The sequence below is a fragment of the Pseudomonas sp. BIC9C genome (assembly GCF_034541995.1).
In the GTDB taxonomy this organism is placed as follows: domain Bacteria; phylum Pseudomonadota; class Gammaproteobacteria; order Pseudomonadales; family Pseudomonadaceae; genus Aquipseudomonas; species Aquipseudomonas fluorescens_CC.
Genome location: NZ_JAWDGM010000001.1, coordinates 2,058,720 through 2,078,642, shown reverse-complemented (window position 1 = coordinate 2,078,642; position 19,923 = coordinate 2,058,720). Strand labels below are relative to the sequence as shown.

Genomic DNA, 19,923 nt, shown 5'->3' with positions numbered 1-19,923 from the left:
TCGACGATGCATTTTGAGGACTACAACAATGATTATTTACGGTGTGGCGCTGTTAGCGATCTGTACGCTGGCAGGGGTGATCATGGGGGACATGCTCGGTGTATTGCTGGGTGTGAAGTCGAACGTCGGCGGTGTCGGGATCGCGATGATCCTGCTGATTTGCGCACGGTTGTGGATGCAAAAACGTGGCGGCATGACCAGGGATTGCGAGCTGGGCGTCGGCTTCTGGGGTGCCATGTACATCCCGGTGGTGGTGGCGATGGCGGCGCAACAGAACGTGGTCACGGCGCTGCACGGTGGTCCGGTGGCGGTGTTGGCGGCGATCGGTTCGGTGGTGGTCTGTGGCTGCACCATTGCCCTGATCAGCCGGACCCACAAGGGCGAACCCCTGCCCGATGAACCGGCGGATGTAACGCCGGTTGGCACTCCAGTAGGAGGTCGCTGACATGTGGGAACTCATTGAGAAAGGCCTGGCAACCAACAGCCTGGTCACCGCATTCGCTTTTGTCGGCATCATCATGTGGGTGTCGGTCATTCTTTCCAAGCGCCTGACCTTCGGGCGTATCCACGGCTCGGCGATTGCCATCGTCATCGGCCTGGTGCTCGCCTGGGTTGGCGGCACAATGACCGGTGGGCAAAAAGGCCTGGCGGACTTGACGCTGTTTTCCGGCATCGGGTTGATGGGCGGTGCCATGCTGCGGGACTTCGCCATCGTCGCCACGGCATTCGAGGTGCAGGCCACTGAAGCGAAAAAAGCCGGCTTGATCGGCGTGATCGCGCTGCTGTTGGGCACGGTGCTGCCGTTTATTGTCGGCGCGTGCATGGCCTGGGCCTTCGGGTACCGCGATGCGGTGAGCATGACCACTATTGGCGCCGGTGCGGTGACTTATATCGTCGGCCCAGTGACCGGAGCCGCAATTGGAGCCAGCTCCGATGTCGTGGCACTATCGATTGCCACCGGCCTGATCAAGGCGATTCTGGTGATGGTCGGCACGCCGATGGCGGCGCGCTGGATGGGCCTGGATAACCCGCGCTCGGCGATGGTGTTCGGTGGGCTGGCCGGGGCGGTGAGCGGTGTGACAGCGGGGCTGGCCGCGACGGATCGGCGGTTGGTGCCTTATGGGGCGCTGACTGCGACGTTCCATACCGGGCTTGGGTGTTTGCTGGGGCCTTCGTTGTTGTTCTTCATTGTTCGCGGGATTGTTGGATAGTTTCAGAAACTGAGTCGCCGGGACTTAAGTCTTCGCGAGCAAGCCCGCTCCCACACTGGAATGCATTCCCCCTTGTGGGAGCGGGCTTGCTCGCGAAGGGCGCGACTCGGTCTCAAGCCTGGCGATTGGCATACATCCGGCATTCCGCCAGCAACGCCAGCAGGTTCGGATCGCGTTCCTTGGCCTTCAGAAACACCACGCCAATGTGCTGCTGCAAACGGTACTTTTCCTGCAACGGGATCAGCTTCACCCGGTTCTCGTACACCGCTGCAATCCGCCCTGGCAGCAACGCATAACCCACGCCCGAACTGACCATGCTCAGCAGGGTAAAGATGTCGTTGACCTGCATCGCCACCTTCGGCTCGAACCCTGCCTGCTCGAATACCCGCTTGCCGTCCTGGTGGGTGGCGAAGCCCTGGGTCAGGGTGATGAAGGTTTCGTCGCGGACCTCGGCCAGGTCGACTTCGGTGCGCTGGGCAAACCTGGAGTCGGCGGGCGTGGCGAGGAAGATGTCGTCGGAGAACAACGGGATGTGCTCGCAATCCGGATCGTTGACGCTGTCGTCCAGCGACACCAGCGCCGCATCGACCTCCATGTTCTTGAGCTTGTAGAGCAGGTCGATGTTGGAACCCAGGATCAGGTCGATGTTGAGCTCGCTGCGGCGGATCTTCAAACCCATGATCAGCTGCGGCACGGTCTTCACTGTCAGTGAGTACAGCGAACCCAATTTGAACCGTTCGGCCGAGAACCCGGCGGCTTCGCGGGTCAGGCGCACAGTTTCGACGACATCCTGAATCAGCTTCTGCGCCCGCTCTTCCAGCACATAGGCGCTTTCCAGCGGGGTCAGGCTGCGGCCTTCGTGTTTGAACAACGGGCAGCGCAGGGCGCTTTCCAGGGAATGGATCGCCCGATGCACGCTGACATTGCTGGTCTGCAACTCGGCAGCCGCTCGTGCCAGGTTGCCGGTGCGCATGAAGGCCAGGAACACCTCGAGTTTTTTCAGGGTCAACTCTTCATCGATCAGCATGGGCCGGACTCTTTCTGGAATGACTCGATTGTGCCCAATTCCGCCGGCCCCGTCGTACAGAAACATTGCGCTTTTACGCTCCAGGCCTGAGCCTTGCGCGTTGCGGTAATGAAATTCGAGGTGAGCAACACATGTATCACGGGGAACGATTGAATGCCTGGACGCATCTGGTCGGGGCTGTGGCGGCGTTTGTCGGGGGGGTGTGGCTGATTGTGCTGGCCAGCCTCGACGGCAGCCCGTGGAAGATTGTCAGCATGGCGATCTACGCCTTTACCCTGCTGGTGCTTTACAGCGCATCGACCGTGTACCACAGCGTGCGCGGGCGCAAGAAAGCGATCATGCAGAAGGTCGATCACTTTTCGATCTATCTGTTGATCGCCGGAAGCTACACGCCGTTCTGCCTGGTGACCCTGCGCGGGCCGTGGGGCTGGACGTTGTTCGGGATTGTCTGGGGGCTGGCGCTGATCGGCATCCTGCAGGAGATCAAGCCGCGTTCGGAAGCACGGATTCTTTCGATCGTGATTTACGCGGTGATGGGCTGGATTGTGTTGGTGGCGGTCAAGCCGTTGCTGGCGGCGCTGGGCGTCGCCGGATTTGCGTGGCTGGCATCAGGCGGGGTGTTGTACACGGTGGGGATCATCTTTTTTGCCCTGGACGACCGGCTGCGGCATGCCCACGGGATCTGGCATCTGTTTGTGATTGCCGGGAGCTTGCTGCATTTTGTGGCGATTTTCTTTTATGTCCTCTAGACCGCGTCGCGGCCATTCGCGAGCAAGCCCGCTCCCACACTGGATCGGCGTTCACTGGAGATCTACTGTGGGAGCGAGCTTGCTCGCGATGAGGCCCTAAAAGTCACCCCAAAGCTGCTGGGCCACCGCCAGCGCAACTACCGGCGCGGTCTCGGTACGCAACACTCGCGGGCCCAGTCGAGCCGAATGGAAACCCGCCGATTTGGACTGGTCCACCTCGGCATCCGACAACCCGCCCTCCGGTCCAATCAAAAACGCCAGCGTCGCAGGCTTGGCATGACTGACCAACGGCTCGGCCACCGGGTGCAGCACCAGCTTCAACTCAGCTTGCGTCTGCTTCAACCAATCCGCCAACAGCACCGGCGGATGAATCACCGGAACTCGTGAACGCCCGCATTGCTCGCATGCGCTGATCGCCACCTGGCGCCAATGCAGCAGGCGCTTGTCGGCGCGCTCGTCCTTGAGCCGGACTTCACAGCGTTCGGTGAAGATCGGGGTGATTTCAGTGGCGCCCAGTTCCGTGGCTTTCTGAATCGCCCAGTCCATGCGCTCGCCTCGGGACAAGCCTTGGCCGAGATGGATTTGCAGCGGCGACTCGATCTGCCCGGCGAAGCTCTCATCGATCTGCACCACGACGCGCTTTTTGCCGACTTCGACCAGGGTGGCGCGAAACTCATGTCCGGAACCATCGAACAGTTGCAGCGCATCGCCTTCGGCCATGCGCAAGACTCGGCCGATGTAGTGGGCCTGGGCTTCGGGCAATTCGTGCTCGCCGGTGCTCAGGGGGGCGTCGATGAAGAAGCGGGACAGTCTCATGTTGGTTCTCTGGAAAAATGTGAATCAGTTAAATCGGTGTTGACTTCATTCGCGAGCAAGCCCGCTCCCACATTGGAATGCATTTCCCTGTGGGAGCGGCGGTGCGGCGATCCGACTTGCTCGCGAAAGCGGCAGTCCAGGCACCACAAATCCTGAATTAATCGAATCAACCCGGATCACGGAACCCCGGATGGAAGTCCTTCGGCACCGCCACGCTGACGCTGTCACGGGTCGCTATGTCGATCCCTTCGCTGGCCACTTCGGCCAGGAAATCGATCTGCTCCGGAGTGATCACGTACGGCGGCAGGAAGTACACCACGCTACCCAATGGACGCAGTAAGGCACCACGCTCCAGGGCGTGCTGGAACACCTTCAGGCCGCGACGTTCCTGCCACGGATAAGCTTCTTTGCTGGCCTTGTCCTTGACCATCTCGATGGCCAGCACCATGCCGGTCTGGCGCACTTCGGATACGTTAGGGTGGTCGACCAGATTCGCCGTCGACGCAGCCATGCGCTGCGCAAGGGCCTTGTTGTTCTCGATGACGTTGTCTTCTTCGAAGATGTCCAGGGTCGCCAGGGCCGCCGCGCACGCCAGCGGGTTGCCGGTGTAGCTGTGGGAGTGCAGGAAGGCGCGCAGGGTCGGGTAGTCGTCGTAGAAGGCGCTGTAGACCTCGTCGGTGGTCATGCACGCCGCCAGCGGCAGATAGCCGCCGGTCAGGGCTTTGGACAGGCACAGGAAATCAGGGCGGATGCCGGCCTGTTCGCAGGCGAACATCGTCCCGGTGCGGCCGAAGCCGACGGCGATTTCGTCGTGGATCAGGTGCACGCCGTAGCGGTCGCAGGCTTCCCGCAGCAGCTTGAGATACACCGGGTGGTACATGCGCATGCCACCGGCGCCCTGGATCAGCGGCTCGACAATCACCGCCGCGACCGTGTCGTGGTTTTCGGCCAGGGTCTGTTCCATGGCCGCGAACATATTGCGCGAATGCGCTTCCCAGCTCATGCCCTCGGGGCGCAGGTAGCAATCCGGGCTCGGTACCTTGATGGTGTCCATCAGCAGCGCTTTGTAGGTCTCGGTGAACAGCGGCACGTCGCCCACCGACATCGCCGCCATGGTTTCGCCGTGGTAGCTGTTGGTCAGCGTGACGAAGCGTTTCTTGTTCGGCTGACCGCGATTGAGCCAGTAGTGAAAGCTCATTTTCAGCGCGACTTCGATGCAGGACGAACCGTTATCGGCGTAGAAGCACCGGGTCAGGCCGTCCGGTGTCATTTTCACCAGGCGCTCGGACAGTTCGATCACCGGTTGATGACTGAAACCGGCAAGGATCACATGTTCGAGCTGATCGACCTGGTCCTTGATGCGCTGGTTGATCCGCGGGTTGGCGTGCCCGAACACATTGACCCACCAGGAGCTGACCGCATCGAGGTAGCGTTTGCCTTCGAAGTCTTCCAGCCACACGCCTTCCCCGCGCTTGATCGGGATCAGCGGCAGTTGTTCGTGATCTTTCATCTGTGTGCAGGGATGCCACAGCACGGCGAGATCGCGTTGCATCCACTGATTATTCAGGCCCATTTTCACTCTCCTGGAGGCGGTCCGTTACCTGCGCGGACAAACAATCGCGCAAGCCTATGCAATGCGTGCCACGGGGACAACCCATTGTGTCGAATGAGCTACTTTATCCAGGCCGAAAGACGTTGCTGGCGGGTGTTTGAAGGCTGACGTATCCTTCGCGGTTCTTGAGCCGTCTGGCTCGCAAAAACTGCTTTTTTCCTCGTGTAATTCCGGAGTTCGCTGAATGTCTGTCGGTTGGCTGCGCGCCTGTGCGCTGGTGATGTTGGGGCTGTTCAGCGTGTCTGCGCTGGCCAAGGATAAAACCGCGATCGTGATCGGCGGCGGCCTGTCGGGCCTGACTGCCGCATACGAGCTGCAGAACAAGGGCTGGCAGGTCACTCTGCTGGAAGCCAAGTCGAGCCTGGGCGGCCGCTCCGGCATGGCCACCAGCGAGTGGATCGGCAATGACAAGGCCCAACCGGTGCTGAACAAGTACGTATCGAACTTCAAGCTGAGTACCACGCCGGCCCCTGAGTTCGTGCGGACCCCAGGCTACCTGATCGATGGCGAGTATTTCTCCGCCGCCGATCTGGCGACCAAACAACCGGCCACCGCCGAGGTGCTCAAGCGCTTCGACAAGACTGTGGACGATCTGGCGCGCTCGATCGACGACCCGCAGAACCCGGCTGCCAACAACACGCTGCACGCGCTGGATCAGATCAACGTGTCGAGCTGGCTCGACAAGCAGAACCTGCCGGCCACCGCTCGCCAGTTGATCAACCAGCAGATCCGTACCCGCTACGACGAACCTTCGCGCTTGTCGCTGCTGTACTTCGCGCAGCAGAGCCGCGTTTACCGTGGCGTCTCCGATCGTGACCTGCGTGCTTCGCGCCTGGTCGGTGGCAGTCCGGTGCTGGCCCAGGCTCTGGTCAAGCAGCTTAAAACCATCAAGACCAGCTCCCCGGTCTCGGCGATCATTCAGGACAAGGATGGTGTGACCGTCAAAGTCGACAACGTCAGTTACAAGGCTGACTACGCCGTGCTGGCCGTGCCACTGCGCGCGCTGAACAAGATTCAGATGACCCCGGCGCTGGACGCCCAGCACCTGGCGGCGATCAAGGGCACCAACTACGGCTGGCGCGACCAGATCATGCTGAAGTTCAAGACGCCGGTGTGGGAGTCCAAGGCGCGCATGTCTGGCGAAATCTACAGCAACACCGGCCTGGGCATGTTGTGGGTCGAGCCAGCCCTGAAGGGCGGTGCCAATGTGGTGATCAACCTGTCCGGCGACAACGCGCGGGTGATGCAGGCTTTCGGCGACAAGCAGATGGCCGATCAGGTGTTGATCCGCCTGCATGCGTTCTATCCACAGGCTCGCGGTTCGTTCACCGGTTATGAAATCCGTCGCTACAGCACCGACCCGTCGACTGGCGGTGCCTACCTGGCCTTTGGTCCGGGCCAGATCAGCAAGTTCTGGCGCCTGTGGGAACGTCCGGTCCAGCGTGTAGCCTTTGCCGGCGAGCACACAGACACCCTGTACCCTGGCACTCTGGAAGGCGCGCTGCGCACCGGTCAGCGCGCAGCCAGCCAGGTTGAAGACCTGGCGGCGGGCAAGTCGTTCGAACCGGCGAAAGTGGTCCCGGCCGCCGCTGCGGCGGGCGCTGGTGCGGTGGCGGCGAAGAAAGGCAATTTCTTCAGCAACCTGTTTGGCGGCTCGGATGACGAGAAGAAGCCAGAGCCGGTCAAGGCACCTGAGCCCGTTGCACCGCCAGCGCCTGCTCCGGCGCCGGCCCCGGTTGTCGCGCCGACCCCGGTGGAAGCACCGAAGCCTGCGACCCCGGTAAAAACCGAGCCAGCCAAAAAGGCTCCGGCCAAACCGGCAGCCAAGACCGAGGCGAAAAAAGCCCCGCCCAAGGCACCGGTCAAGAAGGCTGAGCCGGCGAAGAAGCCGGTCGCCAAACCTGCTGCAACCCCGGCAACGGACACCAAGGCGCAGTAAGCACTGGAGTCAAAAAAACGCGGCAGAAATGCCTAATGCCGATCAGTTAAGCCTCGTCGCTTGACCTTTGGCCGCAAGAAATCAAAATCCGATGCCTGAATAGGCATCGGATTTTTTTATGCGTCTGGCTCGGGCACTGGAACTAACCCACAACTTCGTCTCGACTCCCAATTCCATTGAGGGATTGGACTCGTTGCTTGATCCCTCTCTGGTCGAGCAAGCGTTGGAACAGGCCGGCGTAGCCACCCTTCGCAAGCGGCGTCTGCCCTTGGAAATGATGCTCTGGTGCGTCATCTCCATGGCGTTTTTCCGGCGCATGTCGGCGTGGGATGTGGTCAGTCGCATGAACATCATGCTGCCCGGGCAACGCCCACTGGTCGCACCAGCGCCGTAGTCCAGGCCCGTCAACGATTGGGTAGCGAGGCCGTACGACAAGTCTTCGATCTGACGCAGAAAAGCTGGCATGAAGCGGCCGGCCATCCGACCTGGGCCGGATTGCGTTTACTGGGGTCGACGGTGTCGTCTGGCGAACGCCCGATACACCCAAAACCGTGCGCGTTACGACTCCGCCAGCAACCAGCATGGCGATACCGGTTTTCCTCAGGTGCGCATGGTTTGCCAAATGGAGTTGACCAGCCATTTGCTGATCGGCAGTGCTTTTGATGGCTATCGCAGTAACGAAATGAAACTGGCAGAGCAACTGATCGACACCACGCCAGATCACTCGCTGACGCTGTTTGATCGCGGTTTCTACTCCTTGGGGTTGCTGCACCAATGGCAGCAGGTCGGCACTGAGCGGCATTGGCTGATGCCGCTGCGTAAAGGTGCGCAGTACGAAGTGATTCAGCGCTTGGGGCGTCAGGATGCGGTGGTCTCGCTCAGCACTTCGCCGCAGGCCCGCAAGCAGTGGCCAGGCTTGCCAGAGCGCCTAACCGCAAGGCTCCTAAGCAAGACCGTAAAGGGCAAGGTCTGTCAGATTTTGACGTCGATGGTCGATCCGCTGCGTTTCCCATCCGATGAAATCGTCGACCTATACAGCCATCGCTGGGAAATCGAATTAGGATTCAGGGAAATGAAACAGACACTGCTCAACAGCAGCTACACGTTGCGTAGCAAGACGCCCGAGATGATCGAGCAAGAGTTGTGGGGCGTGTTGCTGGGCTACAACCTGTTGCGTTATCAGATGGTGGAAATGAGCCGCCATTGTCCGGGCATCCATCCGTGCGAGCTAAGCTTCACCGCGTGTACTTGGGCGATCCTGGGTTTTATCAATGGCGTTTCTGCGGATCGCTCAGGGAACATCCCCAAATACCTCGCCGAATTGCATGCCTCGGCCCCGCACTATGTACTGCCGCATCGCCGGGAAGAGCGGGTTTATCCGCGAGCTATCAGGCTGAAATCCCCGAAGTATCCGATCAAAAATAAAAATGCCAGTCAGCTTAACTGACTGGCATTAGCAGAAATGCCGCGTTTTTTTATGCCCGGAGAAATCCGGATTCACAATCGAATAAACCTCTTGCAAGAAGTGTTATTGAGTTGGGCTACATTTTTGTATACACATTGGCCTTTAATCTTTTCTTAACTCGCCTGTTTCAGACTCTTTATCGTATTTCTCGATATTTCAAAGCGAAATTTTCGGCTTTAATTCGATAGATAACCCGATAGTCTTGGGCCAGCACTTACAGGGATCTAGGCAATGCAGCTACGTAACTCTACCTCCCGCTACGGCTGGGTCAGCATCTTCATGCACTGGGGCGTGGCACTGGCCGTATTCGGTTTGTTCGCCCTCGGGCTGTGGATGGTCGGCCTGGGCTATTACGACCCTTGGCGCAAGGACGGGCCGGATCTGCACAAGAGCATCGGCTTGATCTTGCTGGGCGTCATGGTGCTGCGCGTGTTGTGGCGCTTCATCAGCCCACCACCACCGGCCCTGACCAGCTACAGCCGCATGACGCGTCTGGGCGCCATGTTCGGCCATTTGTTTCTGTATATCTGTCTGTTCGCCGTGATGATTGCCGGTTACCTGATTTCCACCGCAGAAGGTGCCGGGATTCCGGTGTTTGACTGGTTTGAAGTGCCTGCCCTGGTTTCCGGACTGCCGGACCAGGCAGATAACGCCGGCGCGATTCACCTCTACCTGGCGTGGGTGCTGGTAATTTTTTCCGGCCTCCATGCGTTGGCAGCATTGAAGCACCACTTTATCGATCGTGATGCGACCCTCAAGCGAATGCTGGGTCGCAAAGCCTGAAGTTCAACCTCGACTCCCAAGGAAAACAAAGCATGTTGAAAAAGACTCTCGCCGCTCTGGCAATCGGTTCCGCTCTGCTGTCCGCCAATGTGATGGCGGCTGACTACGTTGTAGACACAACAGGCCAGCACGCCTTCGTCAACTTCAAGATCAGCCACTTGGGCTACAGCTTCATCACCGGTACCTTTAAGACTATGGACGGCAAGTTCAGCTTCGACGCTGCCAAGCCTGAAGACAGCAAGATCGAGTTCAACGTGAATCCTGCCAGCGTTTTCACCAACAACGCCGAACGTGACAAGCACATCTCCAGCAAAGACTTCCTGAAAGTGGCTGATTTCCCTAAAGCCACGTTCGTGTCCACCAGCGTCAAAGCCACCGGTAAAAACGCCGCGGGCAAAGACACGGCCGACGTGGCCGGCGACCTGACTATTGCTGGCGTAACCAAGCCAGTCGTGATCAAGGCCACTTTCCTGGGTGAAGGCAAGGATCCATGGGGCGGCTACCGTGCAGGCTTCGAGGGCACTACCAGCATCAAGCGTTCCGATTTCGGCAAGATGATGGACCTGGGTCCACAGTCCGACGCGGTCGATCTGTACATCACGTTTGAAGGTGTCAAAGCGAAGTAATTTTCGCGCCTGACAAAGACGCCCGCTGCTCACATGAGCGCGGGCGTTGTTTATTGCCAATGCATAGCCTCCTGTAGGAACGAGCTTGCTCGCGAGAAACCCGAGAACACCGCGGGGTGTCAGGTTTCCAGCGTTATCGTTGACCACCATCGCGAGCGAGCTCGCTCCTACAGGTCATTTGCGACGCATAAAAAATGCCCCGGCTCTTTCGAATCGGGGCATTTTTATTGCGGCGATAACTCAGCGATTGCGGGTCAGCAGCGCTGGTTTTTCACCACGAGGACGGCTTGGCAGTTGATCCAGTTGCTCAGGTGTCGGGAAGCGGTCGGCTTTCGACTCCTTGTGCATGATCTTCGGTGCCGGGCCACGCGGATTCTGCACGGCCGGCTCGGAGCGCGACTGGTCGTCACGGGCCGGGCGGCGATTGCGCGAGTCTTCGCGGCGGGCCTGGCCGTCGCGCGGTGCGCCACTGCGAGGGCCGTTACGCTTGGCTGGCGGGGTGCCGGTGCTGGCGCCATCGCTGTTGCGCGGACCGCTCTGGCGACCTTGTGGTTTGCCGGAGCGTGGAGCGCCCGAACCTGCTGCGGTGCCTTGTGCCGGAGCACCTGGACGACGACCACGGCCTTGCGCGGGTTTCTGCTGCGGCACGTAATCGACGCGGTTACCGAAGTTATCGATATCGTCGTCCAGGAACTCGTCCGGGGCACGGTCAGCGGCGGCGCGTGGCGGTTGGCTCGGACGCTGTTCGCGAGCCGGAGTACCTTCGCGAGGTTTTTGCTGACGGGCCGGACGCTCGCCACGTTCACCCGCCGGTTTTTCCTTGCCCTTGTCCTTGCCTTTGTCCTTGCGACCGCCACCGCTGCCGTTCGGACCGTCGCCGCGCGGGCCACGCGGATTGCGTGGGTTACGCATGTCCGGACGCTCGCGCACTTCAGGTTTTTCGGCTTCCACGGCGCTGGCATCGAAGCCCATCAGGTCGCCATCGGCGATTTTCTGTTTGGTCATGCGTTCGATGCTTTTCAGCAGTTTTTCTTCGTCCGGGGCTACCAGCGAAATCGCTTCGCCCGAACGACCGGCACGGCCGGTACGACCGATACGGTGCACGTAGTCTTCATCGACATTCGGCAGTTCGAAGTTGACCACGTGTGGCAACTGGTCGATGTCCAGGCCGCGGGCGGCGATGTCGGTGGCTACCAGGATGCGCACGGTGCCGGCCTTGAAGTCGGCCAGGGCTTTGGTGCGGGCGTTCTGGCTCTTGTTGCCGTGGATCGCGACGGCGCTCAGGCCGTGTTTGTCCAGGTACTCGGCCAGGCGGTTGGCGCCGTGCTTGGTGCGGGTGAACACCAGCACCTGTTCCCAGGCGCCGGCGGTGATCAGGTGGGCCAGCAAGGCACGCTTGTGGCTGGCCGGCAGACGGAACACGCGTTGTTCGATGCGCTCGACCGTGGTGTTCGGCGGGGTGACTTCGATGCGTTCCGGGTTGTGCAGCAGCTTGCCGGCGAGGTCGGTGATGTCCTTGGAGAAGGTCGCCGAGAACAACAGGTTCTGGCGTTTGGCCGGCAGACGCGCCAGCACTTTCTTCACGTCATGGACGAAGCCCATGTCGAGCATGCGGTCGGCTTCGTCCAGCACGAGGATTTCCACGTGGGACAGATCGACGCTGCCTTGGCCGGCCAGGTCGAGCAGGCGGCCAGGGCAGGCCACCAGCACGTCTACGCCGCGGGCCATGGCCTGAACCTGCGGGTTCATGCCGACACCGCCGAAGATGCAGGCGCTGACGAACTTCAGGTCACGGGCATAGACCTTGAAGCTTTCATGCACTTGCGCGGCGAGTTCGCGAGTCGGGGTCAGGACCAGTACGCGCGGCTGGCGCGGGCCGTGACGCTGGGATTTGTCCGGATGACCGTTAGGGAACAACCGCTCCAGGATCGGAAGGGCGAAACCGCCGGTTTTACCAGTACCTGTCTGTGCCGCGACCATCAGGTCGCGACCTTGCAACACGGCGGGAATGGCCCGCTGTTGCACCGGAGTAGGCTCGGTATAGCCCGCCGCCTCGATGGCGCGGACTAAAGCCTCGGAGAGACCGAGGGAAGCAAAGGACATGAGAAATCCTGTTTTAGTTAGGGCTTGGCCCAATGGGAGTCTTGCCTGGCGCGAATGGCGTTTAAGAAGACGCTATCCCGTCCGGTCCTGCTGGGTCTCGAAGGCTCGCCTGCAAGCGCTCGCGCGGGCTGTGAAGCTGCGCAGTAGCGGGGTTGAGATGCCTTGAACGATTCCGAGCGTCCGGGCGTGAGCCTGGCGGGAAGGCCGGAGTATAACAGAGCAATCACTGTGCGCTGCTTTCCTGCTGCTCAACGGTTTTTTCCGTGGCGGCCGTGGCCTTTTCAGTCTTCACGCTGGCGGCCGGTTCCGCACCAGGCTGTGTGAAAACGCACTGAATACGTCGAAAGCTGAGAGCTATGGGCGTTACCTGCGAAACCAGCAGACGCAAGCGCGTATTGCCTTGGTCAGCTACATAGTCCTTCGTAAAGGCTGTTTGGGCCGCGTCAGCGGCCCAAACACCCAATCACGGCCGATCACGCGGCTGGATTCACGCCCTGATCGCTTCAAGCAATCCTGCGATGCCGAAGATGCTCATCATTCGCTTGAGGTTGTAGGCGAGCACATGAAGGCTCATCTCGGTGCTTACCCTCGGCAGGGTTTTGGTCAGGAAGTGGGTACTCCCCATCCAGTATTTGAGCGTTCCAAAAGGATGTTCAACGGTCTGTCGGCGACGCCTCATCATCGTTGGATCATTTTCCAGCCGTACCTGCATCGCATCGATGACGGCTTCATGTTCCCAGCGCTTTACCCGGCGCTCCTTACCCGTCGTACATTGCTTGCGCATTGCGCAGGACTGGCAGCCCGAGAACCAATAACAGTGCAGTAGCATGCCGTCTTCCACCGAAGAATGCCGCCGGGTCAGTAACTGCCCCGCCGGGCACCGATACTCGTCCGATGCAGCAACGTAGATGAAGTCCTGCTTACCAAATCGGCCTTCGGCTTTGCTGCCCGATGTCAGGGGTTTCGGTACGAAGGTGGTGATGCCAGCCTGCTCGCAGGCAAGGATTTCCAGACCCTTGTAATAACCTCGGTCGGCGACCACCGTCAGCGACTCGGCGCCGATCTCTTCACGCGCCTGGTTCGCCATATTGCTGAGTTGCGTCCGGTCATTGCCAACGTTGGTCACCTCATGGGCAATGATCAGATGGTGCTTGTCGTCGACGGCTGTTTGTACGTTGTAGCCAACCGTTCCGGTACCTCGGCCGCTCGTGGCCATTGAGCGTGCGTCTGGATCGGTAAGCGAGATCTGCTGGTCTGGACTGTCGTGGAGCTGCGCCTCGATGTCCTTGAGTTTCTGCATCTGCTGTTTCAGGGTTTCTATCTTTTCTTTCAGCCGCTCGGCTTTGGCCTCGGCCACTTCGGGTGTTGCCCGATCCGCCGAATCCATCGCCGCCAGATAGCGGTCAATGCTCTGCTCGATCTGCTGCATGCGTGCCTTCACTTTGCCCTGGGTGAAGTTACGGTCGCGATTATTGACGGCTTTGAATTTGCTGCCGTCGATGGCGATGATTGATTGGGAGAAGAGGTCGAGGTTGCGGCAAAGCACTACGAACTGGCGGCAGACGCTGCGAATGGCTTTGCCGTTGTCCTTGCGAAAGTCGGCGATGGTTTTGAAGTCCGGGGCCAAACGCCCCGTCAGCCACATCAACTCGACGTTGCGCTCGGCCTCACGTTCGCCGGCGGCTGGACTGAATCCGATTGAGATAGCCGTAGATATAGATCTTCAGCAAGATCGCTGGATGGTAGGCAGGACGCCCCGTTGCAGCAGGGTCAACACCCTCAAACCCAAGTGCCCCCAGGTCGAGTTCATCAACGAAAACGTCGATCACACGCACTGGATTTTCTTCGGCAACGTAATCGTCCAGGCACTCCGGCAGCAACGTGACTTGCGTCCGAGCCTCACCTTCAATGAATCGCTTCATGATCGTCCCCGCTACGATCTCGACGATCAGAAGATTAGACAAACGCTGGTGTTTTCACACAGCCTGGCACCATAGCGGGCACTCAGTTCGGCGTAGGCGGGTTCGCGCTTGAAGCGTTTGAGTTCGGCACCGAAACGCTGCACGAGCAGGTCCATGCCCGCATTGCGCCGCACCGCGAGAAACTGGCTTTGCTGGCTGATGACCGTGGGGTTTTCGGTGATCTTGTCGCGGATGCCCAGTTCATCGAGCAAATGCTGGCCGACCCGGTGGTCGGTAATCAGCAGGTCAATCCGCCCGCGCACCAATTTGCCGAAGTTGGCTTCATGGGTGGGCGCCGGCTCGCGGGCGAACAGCGTCGAATCACTGAAGTCCTTGCTGTACAGGTAACCCGGCGAAGTGCCGATGGTCAGGCCGCGCAAGTCATCAAGGGTGCGAAACGGATGGGGCCGGTCATTGGCGTAGAACATCACGAACTGGACTTCGGACAGTGGTTCGCTGGGGTAGAGCAGGGTGGCATCACGCGCATCGCTGTGAAAGATGTCCAGCGCGCCGTCGGCCTGGCCTGATTCAAGCATCGACAGGCAGCGTTTCCATGGCAGGAACTGCCATTCCACCTCGATGCCCAGGCGCTTGAAGACAATGGCGGTGGTTTCGTAGTCAAGGCCCAGTGATTTGCCATTGTCTTCATACACATAAGGCGCCCACGGCTCTGTGACAATGCGCAGCTTCTCGCCCCAGGCGGCGAAGCTCAGGCAAGTGAAGACAAGCACGGCGGTCAATTGCGTGATCAAAGGCATGTGCTTGAGATTACGACGAGAAACCGGAAAGAGCCAGAAACTGACTGCAGATGCTCTAACTCCGTGGATTGCCGCACATTAATGGTGCGTTGAAAGCAAAAGATCGCAGCCTGCGGCAGCTCCTACAAGGAATACACATATATTTGTAGGAGCTGCCGCAGGCTGCGATCTTTTGATCTTGCTTTAACGACTTTTAACGCGGCAACTTCAGGTTATTCCACACCGCCAGGCTCGCTTCAGCCTGGTTCAGCGTGTAGAAGTGCAGCCCCGGAGCGCCGCCTTGCAGCAGTTGTTCGCACATCTCGGTGATGACCTGTTCGCCAAAGCGCTGAATGCTCTGGGTGTCGTCGCCGTAGGCTTCCAGTTGCTTGCGGATCCAGCGCGGGATTTCCGCACCGCAGGCATCGGAGAAGCGCGCCAGCTTGCTGTAGTTGGTGATCGGCATGATGCCCGGCACGATCGGGATATTCACACCCAACGCCTGCACGCGTTCCACGAAGTAGAAGTAGCAGTCGGCGTTGAAGAAGTACTGGGTGATCGCACTGTCGGCGCCAGCGTTGGCTTTGCGCACGAAGTTGGCGACATCCTCTTCGAAGTTACGCGCTTGCGGATGCATTTCCGGGTAGGCAGCGACTTCGATGTGGAAATGATCACCGGTTTCTTCACGAATGAATTCAACCAGGTCATTGGCGTGGCGCATTTCACCACTGGCCATGCCCATGCCGGAAGGCAGGTCACCGCGCAGGGCAACGATGCGCTTGATGCCGGCGGCCTTGTACTGGGCCAGCAGACCGCGCAGGTCGTCCTTGCTGTCGCCAACGCAGGACAGGTGCGGAGCGGCAGGGATTTTGACCTCGCTTTCGAGCTGCAACACGGTGTTCAGCGTGCGATCACGGGTCGAACCGCCGGCGCCGTAGGTGCAGGAGAAGAAATCGGGGTTGTAGGCAGCCAACTGGCGAGCAGTGGCGAGCAGCTTTTCTTGCCCGGCATCGGTCTTCGTAGGGAAGAACTCGAAGCTGTAGCGACGTTCTTGGGACATGGTCATATCCTTGGAAACACGTAAAGCGGACGCTGGCCCCTGTAGGAGCGAGCTAGCTCGCGAAAAACGCAAAAACAACGCATTTATCCAGACAGCACGCGTTATCGTTAACGTCCATCGCGAGCAAGCTCGCTCCTACACAGGAAGAGCCGGCCGATCAGTAGCGGTAGGCGTGCGGCTTGAACGGACCTTCGACGGTCACACCGATGTAGTCGGCCTGGGTCTTGGTCAGTTGAGTCACCACGCCGCCGAAGCCACGGACCATTTCCAGGGCCACTTCTTCGTCGAGTTTCTTCGGCAGTACTTCAACGGTCAGGCGCTCGGCTTTCTGGGCTGGCGACAGGTCGGCGTACTTCTGGCCGAACAGGAAGATCTGAGCCAGAACCTGGTTGGCGAACGAACCGTCCATGATGCGGCTCGGGTGGCCAGTGGCGTTGCCCAGGTTAACCAGACGGCCTTCGGCCAGCAGGATCAGGTAGTCGTCGTTCTGTGGGTCGAAATCACCAGCGCCGGTACGGTGGATCTTGTGAACCTGTGGCTTCACTTCTTCCCATGCCCAGTTCTTGCGCATGAAAGCGGTGTCGATTTCGTTGTCGAAGTGGCCGATGTTGCAGACAACAGCGCGCTTCTTCAGGGCTTTGAGCATGTTCGAATCGCAAACATTGACGTTGCCGGTGGTGGTCACGATCAGGTCGATCTTGCCCAGCAGTGCCTTGTCGATGCTGGCTTCGGTGCCGTTGTTGATCCCGTCGATGAACGGCGAAACCACTTCGAAACCGTCCATGCAGGCTTGCATGGCGCAGATCGGGTCGACTTCGGAGACTTTAACGATCATGCCTTCCTGACGCAGGGACTGAGCGGAACCCTTGCCCACGTCGCCGTAGCCGATCACCAGCGCTTGCTTGCCGGACAGCAGGTGGTCGGTGCCGCGCTTGATCGCATCGTTCAGGCTGTGACGGCAGCCGTACTTGTTGTCGTTCTTGCTCTTGGTCACCGAGTCGTTGACGTTGATGGCCGGGATTTTCAGCTCGCCCTTGGCCAGCATGTCCAGCAGGCGGTGAACGCCGGTGGTGGTTTCTTCGGTCACGCCGTGGACGCGATCCAGCACCTGTGGGTACTTCTTGTGCAGCAGCTCGGTCAGGTCGCCGCCGTCGTCAAGGATCATGTTGGCGTCCCATGGCTGGCCATCCTTGAGGATGGTTTGCTCCAGGCACCACTCGTACTCTTGTTCGGTTTCACCTTTCCAGGCGAAAACCGGGATGCCGGCAGCGGCGATGGAAGCGGCGGCCTGATCCTGAGTCGAGAAAATGTTGCAGGACGACCAGCGCACTTCGGCACCCAGGGCAACCAGGGTTTCGATCAGCACGGCAGTCTGAATGGTCATGTGGATGCAGCCGAGGATCTTCGCGCCCTTGAGCGGTTGCTCTTCGGAGTACTTGCGACGCAGACCCATCAGGGCTGGCATTTCGGATTCGGCGATGATGGTTTCGCGACGGCCCCAGGCAGCCAGGGACATGTCGGCAACTTTGTAGTCGGTAAAATCTGCAGGCGTGTTGACAGCGCTCATGAAGAGCCTCCATTCGTAATGTATGCGAATGGGCGCCGTTGTGCGTTTAGTGTCGGGCCGATCAAGGCCTGGCAACGCCCCATCCGAGCCTGACAGGTCTAGCCTGCTGCAGCGCCCCTCGGACAGGTGGCGGGAAAACGGTATCCAGTAGAGGTTACCGTTTTGAAACGGGGGCGATTATAGCCGTCTATGCTGATCTTCCAAAGGGTTTCTGCAGGCCAATGTCCGAACGGTAATCGCGACCATAGTCGATGGTGAATAGAGCTCTGGCCCGGGGTCTGCCAAGATACCGCCCATCATTCGGCAAGACGCTCAGGAGTGAATATGAATTTCCATACCCGCAAATGGGTAAAACCCGAAGACCTCAACCCTAACGGCACTTTGTTCGGCGGTAGCCTGCTGCGCTGGATCGACGAAGAGGCGGCGATCTACGCCATCGTCCAGTTGGGCAACCAGCGAGTAGTGACCAAGTACATTTCCGAAATCAATTTCGTCAGCGCCTCGCGCCAGGGCGACATCATCGAACTGGGCATCACGGCTACCGAATTCGGCCGCACCTCGATCACCCTGACGTGTGAAGTGCGCAACAAGATCACCCGCAAGAGCATCCTCACCGTTGAAAAAATGGTGTTCGTGAACCTCGGTGAAGACGGCTTGCCGGCACCTCACGGCCGGACCGAGATCAAGTACGTCAAGGACCAGTTCAAGGATGACGCCAGCGTCGAGTGATGCAAGACCTGTAGGAGCGAGCATGCTCGCTCCTACAGAACGGAATACCCGTAGCAACGGTCGTAGCTAAATGACCCGCCACCGGTGATGCTCAACCCGCCACATCAAGCACAGCCGCTCCGCGCCGCTGGCGATAGATGAAGAACAGTGCAGTCGACAGGGTCAGCCCGCTGACCAGGGCGCCGGTCCACGGCAAGTCCGCCAGATCCGCGCCGCTGGCCACCACCAGTCCGCCAATCCATGCCCCGGCGGCGTTGCCAAGGTTGAAGGCGCTCTGGTTCAAGGTCTAGCCCAGGTTCGGAGCTTCATGGGCCTGATCGATGATCAGCAGTTGCAGGATCGGGCACAGGGCGAAGGCAAACGTTCCCCATAACACCAGTGTGATGGCCGCCGGGATCACCGAATGGCTGGTTTGCGTGAATGCCGCCAGCACCACCAGCACCGCCAGTGCCATGCCCACCAGCGAGGGCAGTAAACGGCTGTCCGCCAGACGACCACCGAGCATGCTGCCGGCGGTCAAGCCAACGCCGAACAACAGCAGCATGATGGTGACGCCGTGGGGGCTAACGCCGGTGATGTCCTGCAGGATCGGCGCGATGTACGTAAACACACTGAACAGGCTGGTGGAGGCCAGCACACTCATGCCCAGGGCCAGCAATACGTTGGCCTTGCCCAGCACCTTGAACTCGCTGGCCAGGTTGGCCTTATCCATCGCGATGTTTTTCGGCAGCCAGACCCATTGCGCAATCGCGGCCAGCACACCGATCACCGATACCGCCCAGAACGTCGAGCGCCAACCTGCGTATTGCCCGAGTGCTGTGCCCAGTGGCACGCCAAGCACGTTGGCCAGGGTCAGGCCGGTGAACATCATGGCAATCGCCTGAGCCCGTTTGTTGGGGGCTACCAGCCCGGCGGCCACCACCGAACCAATGCCGAAAAATGCGCCGTGGCACAGTGCCGTGATCACTCGCGCGGCCATCAGCGTGGCGTAATTCGGCGCCAGCGCGCAGAGCATGTTGCCGAGGATGAACATCAGCGTCATGCCCAGCAGGGTGGCCTTGCGCGGCATGTTAGCGGTGCCGACGGCGAGGATCGGTGCGCCGAACACCACGCCCAGGGCATAGCCGGTGATCAGCAGGCCGGCATCGGGAATGCTCACGCTGAGGTCGCGGGCAACGTCGGGCAGCAGGCCCATGATGACGAATTCGGTGGTGCCGATGCCGAAGGCGGCAACAGCGAGGGCAAGCAAAGCGAGTGGCATGCGCAAGGTCTCTGTCGGTAGTCTTGACGCTGTGATCAGGCATACGCAGGCCGACGACCGTTCTCGACGAGAGCGGGCCGGGCAGTATTTTTATTGGAATTAGTCTGTGCGCAACTGAGTGCGGCGTGGCGGCTTGCAGTATAAACAGCCACTGACATATGGCGAATCAATTCTCTGCGCGGATTCTCTGTAGGAGCGAGCTTGCTCGCGATGGACGTCAACGAATACGCGTTCTTACTGCTTGAACGCGTTGCCCTGACGTTTTTCGCGAGCGAGC

General features: G+C 59.8%; 14 protein-coding genes, 4 pseudogenes and 1 riboswitch. Of the genes and pseudogenes, 8 read left to right on the top strand and 10 right to left on the bottom strand.

What is annotated here, in order from left to right:
• Nucleotides 1–28 precede the first annotated feature (28 nt).
• Together madL and madM are read left to right on the top strand one after the other, a co-directional pair.
• On the top strand, nucleotides 29–445 hold the full coding sequence (gene madL / locus RS887_RS09675) for a malonate transporter subunit MadL (protein ID WP_111285438.1): 417 nt from the start codon (nucleotides 29–31) through the stop codon (nucleotides 443–445).
• 1 nt (nucleotide 446) lies between these two features.
• Nucleotides 447–1,211: a malonate transporter subunit MadM gene (madM, locus tag RS887_RS09670; RefSeq protein WP_322615164.1), complete on the top strand. Its 765-nt coding sequence runs from the start codon at nucleotides 447–449 to the stop codon at nucleotides 1,209–1,211.
• 112 nt (nucleotides 1,212–1,323) lie between these two features.
• Here madM and RS887_RS09665 read toward each other — a convergent pair whose 3' ends face one another.
• Nucleotides 1,324–2,238, bottom strand: a complete 915-nt coding sequence (locus RS887_RS09665; protein ID WP_322615163.1) for a LysR substrate-binding domain-containing protein — start codon at nucleotides 2,236–2,238, stop codon at nucleotides 1,324–1,326.
• 131 nt (nucleotides 2,239–2,369) lie between these two features.
• Here RS887_RS09665 and trhA point away from each other — a divergent pair, with 131 nt between their 5' ends.
• Nucleotides 2,370–2,987, top strand: coding sequence for a PAQR family membrane homeostasis protein TrhA (trhA, locus tag RS887_RS09660; protein ID WP_322615162.1), 618 nt, complete (start codon nucleotides 2,370–2,372; stop codon nucleotides 2,985–2,987).
• Between the two features lie 96 nt (nucleotides 2,988–3,083).
• On the opposite strand, the gene RS887_RS09655 is transcribed toward trhA, so the two are convergent.
• Nucleotides 3,084–3,803, bottom strand: a complete 720-nt coding sequence (locus RS887_RS09655) for a 16S rRNA (uracil(1498)-N(3))-methyltransferase (RefSeq protein ID WP_322615161.1) — start codon at nucleotides 3,801–3,803, stop codon at nucleotides 3,084–3,086.
• Between the two features lie 166 nt (nucleotides 3,804–3,969).
• On the bottom strand, nucleotides 3,970–5,376 hold the full coding sequence (locus RS887_RS09650) for an adenosylmethionine--8-amino-7-oxononanoate transaminase (RefSeq protein WP_322615160.1): 1,407 nt from the start codon (nucleotides 5,374–5,376) through the stop codon (nucleotides 3,970–3,972).
• A gap of 223 nt (nucleotides 5,377–5,599) precedes the next feature.
• Between RS887_RS09650 and RS887_RS09645 the strand changes: the two genes are divergently transcribed.
• The 4 genes and pseudogenes from RS887_RS09645 to RS887_RS09630 all read left to right on the top strand — a co-directional run bounded on the left by RS887_RS09645 (nucleotide 5,600) and on the right by RS887_RS09630 (nucleotide 10,228).
• Nucleotides 5,600–7,354: a flavin monoamine oxidase family protein gene (locus RS887_RS09645; RefSeq protein WP_322615159.1), complete on the top strand. Its 1,755-nt coding sequence runs from the start codon at nucleotides 5,600–5,602 to the stop codon at nucleotides 7,352–7,354.
• 118 nt (nucleotides 7,355–7,472) lie between these two features.
• Nucleotides 7,473–8,801 (top strand): annotated as a pseudogene (locus RS887_RS09640) (IS4 family transposase).
• Between the two features lie 249 nt (nucleotides 8,802–9,050).
• Complete coding sequence (locus RS887_RS09635) at nucleotides 9,051–9,602, top strand: cytochrome b (protein ID WP_322615158.1); 552 nt, start codon at nucleotides 9,051–9,053, stop codon at nucleotides 9,600–9,602.
• Nucleotides 9,603–9,634: 32 nt separating this feature from the next.
• Nucleotides 9,635–10,228, top strand: a complete 594-nt coding sequence (locus RS887_RS09630; RefSeq protein ID WP_322615157.1) for a YceI family protein — start codon at nucleotides 9,635–9,637, stop codon at nucleotides 10,226–10,228.
• Between the two features lie 240 nt (nucleotides 10,229–10,468).
• Here RS887_RS09630 and RS887_RS09625 read toward each other — a convergent pair whose 3' ends face one another.
• The 6 genes and pseudogenes from RS887_RS09625 to ahcY form a co-directional block, all read right to left on the bottom strand.
• Nucleotides 10,469–12,331 (bottom strand): DEAD/DEAH box helicase, encoded by a 1,863-nt coding sequence (locus tag RS887_RS09625; protein WP_322615156.1) that lies wholly within the window; start codon nucleotides 12,329–12,331, stop codon nucleotides 10,469–10,471.
• 223 nt (nucleotides 12,332–12,554) lie between these two features.
• A pseudogene (locus RS887_RS30540) lies at nucleotides 12,555–12,647 on the bottom strand (amino acid ABC transporter substrate-binding protein); the annotation flags it as partial.
• A 171-nt stretch (nucleotides 12,648–12,818) separates the two neighbouring features.
• Nucleotides 12,819–14,253 (bottom strand): annotated as a pseudogene (locus RS887_RS09620) (IS1182 family transposase).
• Nucleotides 14,254–14,279: 26 nt separating this feature from the next.
• Entirely contained in the window at nucleotides 14,280–15,050 is a 771-nt protein-coding gene (locus RS887_RS09615; RefSeq protein WP_416339942.1) for a substrate-binding periplasmic protein, read from the bottom strand.
• A gap of 193 nt (nucleotides 15,051–15,243) precedes the next feature.
• A complete protein-coding gene (gene metF, locus RS887_RS09610) occupies nucleotides 15,244–16,089 on the bottom strand; it encodes a methylenetetrahydrofolate reductase [NAD(P)H] (RefSeq protein ID WP_111285452.1) in 846 nt (281 codons plus the stop codon).
• Nucleotides 16,090–16,246: 157 nt separating this feature from the next.
• On the bottom strand, nucleotides 16,247–17,656 hold the full coding sequence (gene ahcY, locus RS887_RS09605; RefSeq protein WP_085716412.1) for an adenosylhomocysteinase: 1,410 nt from the start codon (nucleotides 17,654–17,656) through the stop codon (nucleotides 16,247–16,249).
• A gap of 23 nt (nucleotides 17,657–17,679) precedes the next feature.
• Nucleotides 17,680–17,782, bottom strand: a riboswitch (S-adenosyl-L-homocysteine riboswitch).
• A gap of 198 nt (nucleotides 17,783–17,980) precedes the next feature.
• Here ahcY and RS887_RS09600 point away from each other — a divergent pair.
• The gene (locus RS887_RS09600) at nucleotides 17,981–18,385 is read left to right on the top strand and encodes an acyl-CoA thioesterase (protein WP_056853937.1); all 405 of its coding nucleotides are present in this window, start codon (nucleotides 17,981–17,983) and stop codon (nucleotides 18,383–18,385) included.
• A 91-nt stretch (nucleotides 18,386–18,476) separates the two neighbouring features.
• On the opposite strand, the pseudogene RS887_RS09595 reads toward RS887_RS09600, so the two are convergent.
• Nucleotides 18,477–19,646, bottom strand: a pseudogene (locus RS887_RS09595) (MFS transporter).
• Between the last annotated feature and the right edge of the window lie 277 nt (nucleotides 19,647–19,923).